General features: G+C 36.7%; 10 protein-coding genes. 2 read left to right on the plus strand and 8 right to left on the minus strand.

Translation table 11 applies throughout. The features are described from left to right. Positions 1 to 293, plus strand: a 293-nt coding sequence (locus tag ABDJ41_RS20860) for a hypothetical protein (RefSeq protein ID WP_349788069.1), incomplete at its 5' end; no start/stop codon positions are given. 477 nt (positions 294 to 770) lie between these two features. Here ABDJ41_RS20860 and uxaC read toward each other — a convergent pair. From uxaC to ABDJ41_RS20890, 6 genes are all read right to left on the minus strand, one after another. After that, complete coding sequence (uxaC, locus tag ABDJ41_RS20865) at positions 771 to 2,171, minus strand: glucuronate isomerase (RefSeq protein ID WP_349788071.1); 1,401 nt, start codon at positions 2,169 to 2,171, stop codon at positions 771 to 773. 51 nt (positions 2,172 to 2,222) lie between these two features. Further along, positions 2,223 to 3,875 (minus strand): UxaA family hydrolase, encoded by a 1,653-nt coding sequence (locus ABDJ41_RS20870; protein WP_349788072.1) that lies wholly within the window; start codon positions 3,873 to 3,875, stop codon positions 2,223 to 2,225. Continuing rightward, a complete protein-coding gene (locus tag ABDJ41_RS20875; RefSeq protein WP_349788073.1) occupies positions 3,875 to 5,392 on the minus strand; it encodes a tagaturonate reductase in 1,518 nt (505 codons plus the stop codon). Before ABDJ41_RS20875 ends, ABDJ41_RS20870 begins: the two co-directional genes overlap by 1 nt. A 110-nt stretch (positions 5,393 to 5,502) precedes the next feature. Continuing rightward, a complete protein-coding gene (pelA, locus tag ABDJ41_RS20880; protein WP_349788074.1) occupies positions 5,503 to 6,561 on the minus strand; it encodes a pectate lyase in 1,059 nt (352 codons plus the stop codon). Between the two features lie 16 nt (positions 6,562 to 6,577). Next, positions 6,578 to 8,251 (minus strand): glycoside hydrolase family 28 protein, encoded by a 1,674-nt coding sequence (locus ABDJ41_RS20885; protein WP_349788075.1) that lies wholly within the window; start codon positions 8,249 to 8,251, stop codon positions 6,578 to 6,580. A 114-nt stretch (positions 8,252 to 8,365) separates the two neighbouring features. After that, on the minus strand, positions 8,366 to 9,361 hold the full coding sequence (locus ABDJ41_RS20890; protein ID WP_349788076.1) for a pectinesterase family protein: 996 nt from the start codon (positions 9,359 to 9,361) through the stop codon (positions 8,366 to 8,368). 164 nt (positions 9,362 to 9,525) lie between these two features. Between ABDJ41_RS20890 and ABDJ41_RS20895 the strand changes: the two genes are divergently transcribed. Continuing rightward, positions 9,526 to 10,536, plus strand: coding sequence for a LacI family DNA-binding transcriptional regulator (locus tag ABDJ41_RS20895; protein WP_349788077.1), 1,011 nt, complete (start codon positions 9,526 to 9,528; stop codon positions 10,534 to 10,536). A 65-nt stretch (positions 10,537 to 10,601) separates the two neighbouring features. On the opposite strand, the gene ABDJ41_RS20900 is transcribed toward ABDJ41_RS20895, so the two are convergent. Both ABDJ41_RS20900 and ABDJ41_RS20905 read right to left on the minus strand, forming a co-directional pair. Continuing rightward, positions 10,602 to 11,999 (minus strand): glycoside hydrolase family 28 protein, encoded by a 1,398-nt coding sequence (locus ABDJ41_RS20900; RefSeq protein WP_349788078.1) that lies wholly within the window; start codon positions 11,997 to 11,999, stop codon positions 10,602 to 10,604. Between the two features lie 145 nt (positions 12,000 to 12,144). Continuing rightward, positions 12,145 to 12,891 carry a phosphatase PAP2 family protein gene (locus ABDJ41_RS20905; RefSeq protein ID WP_349788079.1) on the minus strand — a complete coding sequence of 249 codons (747 nt, stop codon included), beginning with the start codon at positions 12,889 to 12,891 and terminating at the stop codon, positions 12,145 to 12,147. Positions 12,892 to 12,930 lie beyond the last annotated feature (39 nt).

A 12,930-nucleotide genomic window follows, 5' to 3' on the forward strand; every position in this document is an offset into this window, starting at 1 on the left:
AGGTCTTAATGTTCCTGGTTTCAGTTTCGATTACTTCAACGTTTCAATCTTGTTTTTCTTATTATCAAACTCCGTTTGATAAACCCGTTCTGTTTGGGATTGCAAAGGTAGAAATCTTTTTGGTAGTTGCAAAGTTTTTTAAAACTTTTTTTTCCTTTTTATTTTCTGCCGGTTTTAAACGACTCAAAGAAATTACCATCTCTACACGCAACCACTCAAATCATCCTTCTCTATATCCCTTTCACTGTTTCCCTTCCTCCGAAGCGGGATGCAAAAGTAGGAAAATAATATAAACCCACAAACATATAACCACTATTATTTGCATTTATTTCATAACTCGCTAACCCACAAGCAGAAAAATTAAACAGCAATTCAACAAGCTTTCTAAAAGGATCGAAAACAAACCAGATAAGACAATAAAGACTACTTAATTACAGGATAAATACAGGATGATTACAGGGTTGCGCTACCCTTGAGCTACCCTTAAACTACCCTTGCGCTACCGTTGAAATACCCCTAAGGTAGCTTAACCCTATCGCAAGGGTAGCTCAAGGGTAGCGCAACCTAGTAGTTATATAGAGATCAGACCGTAATTATCCTGTAGTTATAATCATGTCTGATAGCTCTAAAGCTGGAAAAAAGCTGTGAAAAGCTGAAAAAAAAATAGTAATAAGTCTATGAGAGAGATTTGTGACAAAAAAAGCCCTTGCAGTTATCAAACTACAAGGGCCTATCTAAAATTAAAATTGAGTATTAACGGTTAAATGCCTTTAAAAGGCAAAATAGGACTTAGCATTATTATAACAGATATCTTGTACAACCTGTCCAATCCATGCTGTATCATTAGGCAATTCACCTTTTTCTACATCATCAGCAAACAGATTACATAGGATACGTCTGAAATATTCATGACGAGGGTAGGAAAGGAAACTTCTTGAATCAGTAAGCATCCCTACAAAACGACTTAAAAGCCCCATATTAGACAAGGCATTGATTTGTTTAATCATCCCGTCCTTCTGATCAAGGAACCACCATCCAGATCCCCACTGCACTTTACCGGCAACTGTACCATCATTATAATTTCCGATCATAGTTGCCATTAATTCATTATCTGCCGGATTTAGATTATACAGAATGGTTTTTGTCAGCCTATTTTGCGAATCCAGGTTATTTAAAAACTTAGAAAGTTGTTTAGCCTGACTAAAATCGCCGATAGAATCAAAGCCTGTATCCGGGCCCAATTGACTCAACAATCTATTGTTATTATTTCTAAGCGCTCCGAGGTGATATTGTTGTACCCAACCTTTCTCATGATCCCAAAGTGCAAACTCAAACAACAGAGCCGATTTAAACTTCAAATTTTCCTCTAAAGTTAGCGTATCATTACTTCGGATCTTCCTAAAAATTGCTTTTACTTCTTCCACAGTATAGTCTTCAGCATAAATCTGCTCTAAACCATGATCAGAAACAGAACACCCATTTTCCGCGAAATAATCATGACGGGCTTTAAGAGCGGATAAATACGTATCATAATCATTAATATCCGATCCTGTTAATTCAGCAAGCTTATTAATATAGGCATTCAGACCAGCTACATCATCAGCATTCATTGCCTTATCTGGTCTGAATGCAGGTAATACTTTAATATCTACCCCATCATTTTTTATTTTCTGATGAAACTCCAGGCTATCCAATGGATCATCAGTGGTGCACAATGTCTCTACTTTCATTTTACGCAAGAGATTCTGTACAGAATACTCAGGTGTTTGTAACTTAGCGGTACACTCATTATATATACGCTCAGCATTATCAGCAGATAACACCTCATGTATATCAAAATAGCGTTGTAATTCTAAATGCGTCCAGTGATACAATGGGTTTCTTAAAGTGTATGGAACAGTTTCTGCCCATTTCTTAAACTTCTCTAAATCGCTGGCACCACCTGTGATATAATATTCATCTACTCCATTGGCACGCATGGCACGCCATTTATAGTGATCACCATATAGCCAAACTTGTGTAATATTCTCAAAATTAATATCATTTGCAATTTGTTCAGGAATCAAATGGTTGTGATAATCGATCACTGGCATCTGCTTGGCGTAGTCGTGATACAACTTTTCAGCAGTTTTAGTCTCTAACAGGAAGTTCTCGTCTAAAAAATTCTTCATTTAATGCTTATTATATATAGTGTATATATTTCTTAATTACTTTAAGAGGGTTTATAATGAAACCCCTCTTTTCCATGGGATAAAGTCGTCTTGAATATGGCGTACAGCACTTACCGTTGTAGTACCACTTGCCACTCCAATTACATAATCTAAAATACGACTACCTGCTTCCTTAATAGTTTCATCTCCATCAATAATAGGCCCTGTATCCAAATCAATGATGTCACTCATTTTATTAAACAACTTGGTATTGCTTGATATTTTAACCACCGGAGCAATTGGATTTCCTGTTGGGGTTCCTAATCCTGTCGTAAAAAGCACGATGTTAGCACCAGAACCTACTTCAGCAGTAGTAGATTCCACATCGTTACCAGGTGTACAAAGCAGGTTTAAGCCTGGTTTTGTTACCTTTTCAGGATAATCCAGCACTGCAACTACTGGTGAAGTTCCACCCTTTTTAGCTGCACCGGCAGATTTAATCGCATCTGTAATCAATCCATCTTTAATATTTCCTGGCGAAGGGTTCATATCAAAACCTGAACCAGCTTCAGTAGCTCTTTTACTATAGGTTTTCATCAGGTATTCAAAACGTTCTGCATCTTCTTTGTCTACACAACGATCACTTAGATTTTGTTCTACACCACATAGTTCCGGAAATTCCGCAAGAATTACAGAACCACCAAGTGCTACCAATAAATCTGAAGCATAACCAATTGCCGGATTTGCAGATATACCAGAAAAACCATCAGAGCCCCCACATTCCAATCCAATACACAATTTACTTAATGGTGCAGGCTTTCTTTCGTTTGCATTTGCCTGAATTAAACCTGCGAAAGTTTGTTTAATAGCCTGACTCAGCAATTCCGACTCTTTACCTATCGTTTGCTGATCCAAAATATAAAGAGGCTTTCCTAAATTTCTGCTTCGTTTTTCTATTTCTTCTGTCAGTATGCTCACCTGCGCATTCTGACAACCTAAGCTTAATACTGTTGCACCTGCAACATTAGGATGAGTTATATAACCGGCAAGTAAACCACAAAGAGTTTCTGAGTCCTGACGTGTGCCACCACAACCACCTGTATGCGTTAAAAACTTAATTCCGTCAACATTCGGGAACATACGTTTCTGCTTTGCCTCTTTTTCCGAATAAGTAAGCTCAGCGTTTAAAATATCATTAACGTTTGCTCCATTTTCATAAAGATTCATTAATTGCTTTGCCTGCGACTGGTAATTCTCATTTCTTCCATATCCCAGGTTATTCATCAAAGCCTCTTGTATAACTTCAAGATTTCTGTTTTCGCAGAATACCATTGGAATAACCAACCAATAGTTTGCAGTCCCAACCTGCCCATCAGCACGATGAAAACCATTAAAGGTTTTATCTCTCCACTCCGTAACATCAGGTTTTTCCCATTCGATATGGGCTTCTGTTGTGTTGAACTCAGTAGCTGCATGTTTAATATTACTGGTGGTAATGATTGAACCTACAGGAATATCTATCTGTGCTTTGCCAACTAAAACGCCATACATGATCAATTGATCACCGGCAGACAGGTCTGTAGTCGTAAATTTATGCTTTGCAGGTACATTATCTGTTAACAGATAAGATTGCCCTTCATAAATCACCTCTTCTCCTTTTGCAAGGTCCGTAAGTGCAACCAGTACATTGTCTTTAGGGTGGACCTTTAATATTCTTTGTTTCATTATTTTGATACTTGTAGTGATTGATCAATAGATGCTAATGCACCAGCCATTCCATTTTTCAATATGTTGTTATAATTTTCATTTACCGCAGCGATAAACCCTTCCAGTGCATTAAGGTCTGTTTTCCAAAGTTGCTGATCTGACAATATTGAAATTACATAATCCGATTCATTATTAACAGCTTTGTCATAGAAATACGCAGCTTCATCATCCGTTATTACATATTCCTGACCTTCATGATTTCCAAAGTATTGATTTCCTTCTTTCCTTGATGATTTCATAAACAACAGGAATGCAGCAAAACCAAAAGCAATATGTGCAGGAACTTTATTGTTTAATTTATAATAGTTCAACAATACCGGTAGCACACGAATTTTCATTTTCATACTATACTGGAATGTAATGTTGATCCATAAGTGTTCTATATTAGGATTTGCAAAACGATCAATTACAGTATTGGCAAATGATACAGCTTCCTCATGATCTACAGGATAAGGTATTGCACCTACAATTTCCTGCATCATCACTTCATTTACATATTTGCGGGTTGCTTCATCGTTCATTGCTTTAGTTACGGTATCAATGCCTGATAGATAAGCAATTCCAGAAGTCAAAGTATGAGTTCCATTCAATAAACGAACTTTCAGTTCTTTAAAAATCTCGATATCAGGCCTTACTATTATCCCATAATCCGCAGCTTCTAATCCTAATAATTCTGAAACCTTCTCATCACCCTCTATTGCCCAAAGGCGGTATGGCTCTGCCATAATGATCAAGTCATCTTTATAACCAAGGCTAGCTTCCAATTTCGCCAATGCCACAGCATCTGGCTTGCCTGGAACAATACGATCTACCAATGAATTACAAAAGCGGATATGTTTTCCTAACCAGGCAGTAAATTCATCCTCCAATTTATTAAATACAGCAAGCTCACGTACTATGGCTTCTAATTTTTTTCCATTATCAGGAATCAATTCAGTTGCAATTACCGCAAGATCCGCCTGCTCAACACTTCCCAAAGCTTTATATCTGGCAAATAACACGGCTAACAACTTTGCTGGAAAAGACACCGGAGGCCTCTGGTCAATATTTTCATTTACCAACTGTATTCCTACTTCTGTAGTGTTTGATACAATGATGTTTAATTTGGAAGAAGTAGCAATTTCTAATATAGCCTGCCAGTCCTGATCCGCTGTTAATACTCTGCTGATAGCTGAAGAAATGATATTTTCTTCAACAGGCTTACCATTTTCAATGCCTCTTACACATATAGTATATAAACTATCCTGCTCATCAAATTCCTTTGTACCACCCTTACTGGTAGATTTCACTACTGCTACCCTACCATTAAACAGGCCGTTCCTGTTTGCTTTATCTATAAAATAATCTGGCAGGCCACGTAATAGCACTCCTGTTCCAAATTGCAATACTCTTTCAGGAAGATTAAATAATTCTTCTGCAGGCATGGTTAAACCAGCGGCTTCGATGCTAGTAAGTGTCTTTTTTGATAAATTCATATTTTGTTTTAATATGGTCGTAAAACAAGTCTACGCAAATATTATAAGTTAAAAACGGTATTCGGAGGTAATTATTTACGCAAACGTTACCGATAACGTTTGCGTTTACACTATATTTTTTTCAGCCAGGCTGGGTATTTAGTATCCAATAATTTTGCAGGCCAGGTGCCATACCATGCATATCCAACTCGCCTCTCCTTATCAATTTCAGCAATGGTCTTCTTCTTTATACCATCTCTTCCACTAAAAAAAGGCTCATTGGTATCGATATCATAAAATCTGGCCCAAATCACAGAACCTGGTTTTGCTACAAGCACTTTGTCCTTTTCCGTAGGGTTTTTAGGATCATCTACAGAGACAAGATCATAACCTTCAATTTTTGAACGCTCAAACCAAGCCATAGCACTGTTAACAGCTTGTTTAATTTGTTCAGATGGTTTTTTAATCCTCATTAGGAAATCAGTTATCCCGACAGACTCACTACCACTTAACGAGATCAATTCGAATGACCTTGCTTTTGCCGGTTTCATTGTTTTCTCATCGTATTGGGCACACCAAACCGTTAGCTTTCCATTTACAGCAATCTGTGTTTTTAAAATACAGGAAATACCTTTCTGGATTGATTGCTCTGCTTTGGTTTTATAAGAACTGTTAACCTGGTCAAAATCATTTTTACCTTCAACTATATCCTGCAAAATGTTAAGCACATTAATCATTGCATTATCGTTATAAGTGATCTCTCCACGATACGAACTATGGTCTGGATAATATTGTGACCAACCTCCATTTTCATACTGGGCTTCCAGTAAATAATCAATTCCCTTTTCTACAGCTGCCAGATACCGGGGATCTTGTTTCGCTTTATAAGCTTTAATCAAATAACGGATTTCTTTTGATGTCGCTTTATTGTCAATCGTTGCATCATTGCGTAATGAATCAGCCTTAATGGCTATCCGCTCATTTTCAGATAATACCTTTTCATAATTTACTACCACTTTACCAACTGCCTTAGGCCAGCCCCCAACACTTCTTTGGTAGGCAAGCATGTTTTCTGCGACCGGATCTGTTGATATACTACTTTGATTCTTATCGGATTGTGCGTGTGCATTTATACCGAAACAGGCAAATCCAGTAATTAATAAACAAAACAATTTAGTACTAGTCTTCATATTATGCTATTTAGTATTATTTCATTCGCAATACCTTCGCTGATGCACCATGGCCAAATTCAACTTGTGCTTTAGCACGCTTTGTATCTGTCCCCAACAATTTAATATCGGCATTCCTGTCACCATTTATTCTCATCAATAAATCAGCATTAGTATAACCAATGTTCTTCAATCCTATAGACTTACCATTTTGAATATAGATTAATGGTGTTACATCTTTGATCTCCAAATGTGCATTACTAATCTGTATATTTTTTGCTTCCTGTATATCAATTCCTGCTTTTGCTTTAATGGTTATATTGTCCAGATAAATATCACTGATACTCATTTCGGGTAACCCCCTAACAAAAACAGCTTTTTCTGCACCATCACAAACAACATTACTGATATAAAACTTTCTGAACACAGGTGTTTCTTCAGTAACTGGTAATAGTTCCACTTTTGGTGCTGCCCTCTTTTCACCGGTTAAAGGTACTGGATCAACTGCAGCATAATACATGTCAAATAAGATTGCTTCACCAGCAATGTCTTTCATATTGATATTTCTTGCATGAATATTTTCTACCACACCACCACGACCTCTGGTTGTTTTAAAACGTAAACCTATATCGGTTCCGATAAAGGTGCAATCACTTATAAAAATATTTCTTGCTCCACCAGACATTTCACTACCGATTACAAAACCACCGTGTGCATGATAAACGGTACTGTTACGGATAATCACGTTCTCTGTCGGCATAGCGCGTTCACGTCCAGCAGCATCACGTCCAGATTTAATACAAATACCATCATCCCCTACATCAAATGTACTACCCTCAACCAATACATTTTTACATGATTCAAGATCTAGTCCATCACCATTTTGTGCATACCAAGGGTTTTTGGCATAAACATTACGGATCGTAATATCTTCCGACATTAAAGGATGTAGGTTCCATGCTGCAGAGTTCTGGAAAGTTACCCCTTCCAGTAATATTCTCTTGCAGCTGTTTAACACCACCATATTAGGGCGCAAAAAATCTTTTATCTCTGCGTAAAAAGCAGCATCTTTTTCTTTCGATAAAACACCTGCATCTTTAATCTTAGAACCTTTTAAAGACTTTTCAGATGGATACCAGATCCTTTTATTTTCACTTAGTGCACCACCAGATGAAATTAATTTTTTCCACTGACTTTCAGTTAATTTTTCTTTCTTAACCATTCTCCAGGCATCTCCATTCCCGTCTACTATACCATAACCGGTAATAGCTATGTTTTGCTGCCCAACAGCCCATATTGGAGATTGATTGCGCATCTGTGGTGTACCCTCCCAATTGCCCTCAACCAACGGATATTCATTAAAATCTTTGGTAAATTGTAATAATGAGTTTTTTGCCAGATGTAAATTCACATTGCTTTTTAACTCTATTGGGCCAGTTAGCCATAATCCTTCTGGAATCAAAACCACCCCACCACCACGTTTATTGCAGTCTGTTATCGCCTGATTAATAATTTTGGTATTTAAGGTTAAACCATCACTTTTCGCACCATATTTAAGTATACTAATTGTATCATTTCTAAAAGATGTTGCAGCCACTACCGGAAGGTTATCAAAAGAATAAGCTTTCTGTTCAGATTTAGTTTGTGCAATGGTATTAAACGACAAAAGAAATAAAGGAATGGCTAATACAGCAGATACTATCTTTTTCATATTTAAACGCAAAATTTATATTTGATTATTATTCAACAATAACAAGTCTACGTAGTTTTATATAAGATTTAAACTAAAAGGCTGAAAATAACTGCGCAATCGTTGCCATTCTGACTATTTTAATAATCTTGGATCCCATCCATTGAATATTTCGACCATTGAATAGCCTTTTGCTTCTTCATCACTTAGCTGTTTTGTCCAACTAACTCTTTTTGAGGACTCTGCTCCTTTACCTATATTCTTATATTCGGCATAGAACGCAGTTTTCTCATTACTTTCTTTACCCCAATTATGCCAGCCTTCTGGCCTGATTACAGCACTTAGTTCACAATTTAAAAATACCGTTTTTGCCGCTGGGCGCCATGGTCTGCCCAGATAGACAGTTCCCACATCTGCTGAGCCTTCAATTTTACAATTCTTAAAAACATAACCGTATTTGGAAGTATCAGGGGTTGAGGCAGCAGTAATGTAGCCTGCTTTCTTACAATAAATGGTACAATCCTCGAAGATTGCTGTTGCTGATCCAAAAATGAAATCAACTGTTCCACTGATATAACATTTATAAAAATACTGGCGGCTGCCTTTTCCATAGGTATACAAAGTGTCTTGAAATCCTAAAATCCTGCAATTGAAAAACCTTGCTTTATCTCCTGCAATCCAAAGCGCTACAGCCTGTCCTACCGGTCCAGCAGAATTTTCAAATGTTATGTTCTCTGCTGTAAAGCTATCGCCATAAATATAAAAGCCTGAAGAACCAGAAGTCCCCATCTCTTCACCAAACCGATTTTTCTTTTGTGCATAGTCATCATTAGTGATAATGGTCTTTTCCAAACTCTCGCCCAGCATTTTCACCATTCGTTTTGAAGCAGAAAGGTTTAGTTTTTCCTTATAAATACCGTTCTTAATAAAAATTATTGTCGTCGCGTTTCTAAAATCAGGGACTGCATTTATAGCTTCCTGCACTGTTTTAAAATGTCCCGAGCCATCCTTTGCTACAACGATTCTATTCTCACCTTCTTCAACTATTTGCCTATCCTTAACCGAACTATTGTTACTAAGTGCGGCAAAAGAAATCAACACCCCAATAAAAGTCGACAACAGATTCTTCATCAATAGTTTTCGGTTAATAGCTTCAGTTTAATAACAAACAAATTACATGGTTTTATGGAGAAAGTCCTGATGATTGCGGGTAAAATTTGTGCAATCGTTCCCGATTACTTTTACAGGCTATCATATTATTCATATTAACCTTATATTGCATCTTATTTAATTCTATGTTCGAGCCACCAACCTTAAAAGATATAGCCAATGCCTTAGGCCTTTCAACTTCTACTGTTTCCAGGGCATTACGAGATACTTACGAGATCAGTGCTAAAACTAAAAAACTGGTTTTTGATTACGCTGAAAAAATTAACTACCAGCCCAACCCAAATGCCTTAAGTTTAAAAGAACGGAAGAGTAAATCTATAGGTGTGATTGTAAGCGAAGTTGCTAATCACTATTTTTCTCAAGCTATAAGTGGGATTGAATCAATTGCATATGATAGAGGTTATCATGTAATCATTACGCAAACACATGAGTCTTATGCACGAGAAAAGATCAATACACAGCATTTAGCCTCTCGTTCAGTTGATGGGCTATTGGTTTCGCTTTCTGCTGAAACTGCAGACACTGAACATTTAAAATACTTACATGACAGAGGTATGCCTATTGTGTTTTTTGACAGGGTGCCTAGTGATATTGAAACGCACAAGATTATTGCAAATAATGAAAAAGGAGCTTTTGATGCCACTGAACATCTTATTAATCTGGGTCGGAAAAAAATAGCTCATCTTACGAGCTCCGACCATTTATCTATCAGTATTGAAAGATTACATGGTTATACAGCTGCATTAAATAAATACAATATCCCTGTTAACCCCGACTATATTAAACATTGTCCACATGGAGGTATGTTTCCTGAAGAAACCGAACAGGCTATTCTAGAACTGATCAATCTTAAAGATAAACCTGATGCTATTTTTATAGCTGGCGACAGGTTATCCATCGGTGCATTGGAAGTACTTAAAAAGCTAAACATTAGTGTTCCTAAACAAATGACCGTCGCAGGTTTTAGTAATTCTGATGTGCTAAATCTTTTTGAATATCCAATTAGCTCTGTTAGACAGCCTGCATTTGAAATGGGCAAAAAAGCAACTGAAATGTTGCTGCAACTAATTGAAAGTAAATACCCGGTAACAGAATTTGATAATAAAGTGATCGACACAGAATTATTTGTGCGGTAAAACTTTACTCCTAATCTTATTACCGGATCTTATTACCGGGATTTGAATATTATTTTAAATGGGTATTATTTGGAAACATCCTGTCCGTTAATCTTAACGTTTTCCAGCTTTAAGTCCTTCACATAATCAATTTTCATCGGCGTTTTCACACCTCTTATATTACAGTTAATAATCTTAAGGTTCTGAACTGGAGATTCTTTATATGCATTAACAAAAATACCATATTCTCCACCCTTTTCTACGTCCACATTTTCTACCCATATATTTCTGATTACTGGCATAAATTTACCTGGTTTTTCATAGAACATATTACATGTAATAGCAGCATCTGCATAAGCACCTACTTTAATATCTTTCATAAAAACATTCTCTATCGTTCCTCCTCTGCTAGAACTAGTTTTCAATCTTAAAATCCTGTCCAAATTTGGGCTATCCATGATGCAATTTATAGCAAATATATTCCTTGCTCCTCCTGATATTTCACTTCCAATAACTACACCACCATGCCCATCTTTCATCTCACAATTTTCAATGATATGATTTTCTGCAGGTCTTGCTATCCTACGTCCATCCTGATCTCTGCCAGATTTGATAGCAATACAGTCATCACCTGTATCAAAATAACAATTACTTATTAACACATTTTTACACGATTCGGGGTTAATCCCATCTGTATTTGAACCATGTGCAATGATTCTCATATTTTTTAATGTTACATTTTCACACAATACAGGATTTACATTCCACATTGGTGAATTGATCATTTTTACATCAGAGATCAGAATGTTATCACACTTATAAAGTTGTATAAAGTTGGGGCGCAAAAAGCTTCCCTCCCCAAACACCCTCTTTGTTGGAGCAATCTGTTTTTCATTCATTACATGTAACAGATCTCTGGCTTTAACTTGCTTTCTTGGTTTCACGTTGTTCCAATCGTACCAATCATTATAAGTTGCATTGCCATCCAATATTCCCTTTCCGGTAATTGCGATATTCTTTTGTCCATAGGCATATATAAGTGCAGAATAATTCATCAACTCCATACCTTCCCAACGACCAAATACAATTGGATAATGCTTTGTATCTACGCTAAAAGTAATCTTTGCACTATCTGCCAGGTGCAGGTTCACATTACTTTTCAAGTGAATTGCACCGGTAAGGAAATTTCCTAAAGGCACGACAACCCTACCTCCTCCACTCTTGGCGCATGCTGCTATGGCTTTTTTAAATGCTTCGGTGTTCAAGGTCTTTCCGTCACCTTTTGCCCCGTAATTCGTAATAATAAAATCTCTTGCAGGAAAAGCAGGCACTTTAATCTGTTTTCGAATCAGTTCCATTTCTTTTAATGGTTCTGCTGTAGTTTTCCATACTGTTCCTGTTGATTGTTGTGCCGTTACAGATAAAGCTGCACTGGTAAAAATCATAGCAATTAGACACACCCGCCCTCGTTTAAATTTCGTCATTAAACTCATTATACTTCAATTGTAGAAATGGTTTATAATTTGGTTATCAGTAATAACAAAACTAAATATCAAGACTGTTTGAAGGTCTCAAAAATTGACGAAATAGGTTCAAAAATTGACCAAACTAGATTATAATTGGTAAAAATTAAAATGTTCCATTGAATGCAAATCCCAGGTGATGTTGCTGATAAGATGGCACCAGAGTGTAATTAGCATTGCCTTTACCTACTACGAGACGCTTTAAATGTGGATATACAAGATAAGCAACTTTAGTCGACAATATTCCAAAACCTGCTCCCGCAACAACATCACTAACCCAGTGTCTGTTATTGTACATCCTCAAAACTCCCGTAGCTGCTGCCACAGTATATCCTGCATACCCATACCAGGGAGATATATCTTTATATTCCTGATTTAAAAATTCTGCTGCTGCGAAAGCATTTGCTGTATGACCAGAAGGAAATGAATTCAAAGACGATTGATCAGGTCTTTCCCGATGAGTGATTCTCTTTAAGCCATTTACTGTTACACCCATAATACCCAACGATAATGCATAAGTACCTGTTGCATCTATTAAACTGCTTTTTCCTTTTATTCCAGTTAAATGTAAACCATATACTGCAGCTGCTGGAGCATATTGCAAATAATTATCTAAATGAGCTGCAAACAAAGGATGATCTTCCTGAAGTTCATTTTTCGTTGTGAAATCCAGATCTCTTATTGGATTATTACCCATTAATGATACGAGACCATAACTTATAAATACTGTAGGAATGATAAATGCTTTAAATTTTGGTTTATAAACAAGGGTATCACGAACCTGTGCTTTACTAAGCACCGGTAAACTTATGAACAGTAAATTCAGCAATAAGGAGATACACTTCAATTTCATAATTAAATATTTTCCTCAAATCTACAATTCAATTTTGAA

Source organism: Pedobacter sp. ASV1-7, from assembly GCF_040203335.1.
Classification (GTDB): Bacteria; Bacteroidota; Bacteroidia; order Sphingobacteriales; family Sphingobacteriaceae; genus Pedobacter.

Excerpts from the sequence above, each read along its gene's own strand:
- uxaC (WP_349788071.1), bottom strand. The coding sequence starts at position 2,171 with ATGAAGAATTTTTTAGACGAGAACTTCCTGTTAGAGACTAAAACTGCT.
- ABDJ41_RS20870 (WP_349788072.1), bottom strand. The coding sequence starts at position 3,875 with ATGAAACAAAGAATATTAAAGGTCCACCCTAAAGACAATGTACTGGTT.
- ABDJ41_RS20875 (WP_349788073.1), bottom strand. The coding sequence starts at position 5,392 with ATGAATTTATCAAAAAAGACACTTACTAGCATCGAAGCCGCTGGTTTA.
- pelA (WP_349788074.1), bottom strand. The coding sequence starts at position 6,561 with ATGAAGACTAGTACTAAATTGTTTTGTTTATTAATTACTGGATTTGCC.
- ABDJ41_RS20885 (WP_349788075.1), bottom strand. The coding sequence starts at position 8,251 with ATGAAAAAGATAGTATCTGCTGTATTAGCCATTCCTTTATTTCTTTTG.
- ABDJ41_RS20890 (WP_349788076.1), bottom strand. The coding sequence starts at position 9,361 with ATGAAGAATCTGTTGTCGACTTTTATTGGGGTGTTGATTTCTTTTGCC.
- ABDJ41_RS20895 (WP_349788077.1), top strand. The coding sequence starts at position 9,526 with ATGTTCGAGCCACCAACCTTAAAAGATATAGCCAATGCCTTAGGCCTT.
- ABDJ41_RS20900 (WP_349788078.1), bottom strand. The coding sequence starts at position 11,999 with ATGACGAAATTTAAACGAGGGCGGGTGTGTCTAATTGCTATGATTTTT.
- ABDJ41_RS20905 (WP_349788079.1), bottom strand. The coding sequence starts at position 12,891 with ATGAAATTGAAGTGTATCTCCTTATTGCTGAATTTACTGTTCATAAGT.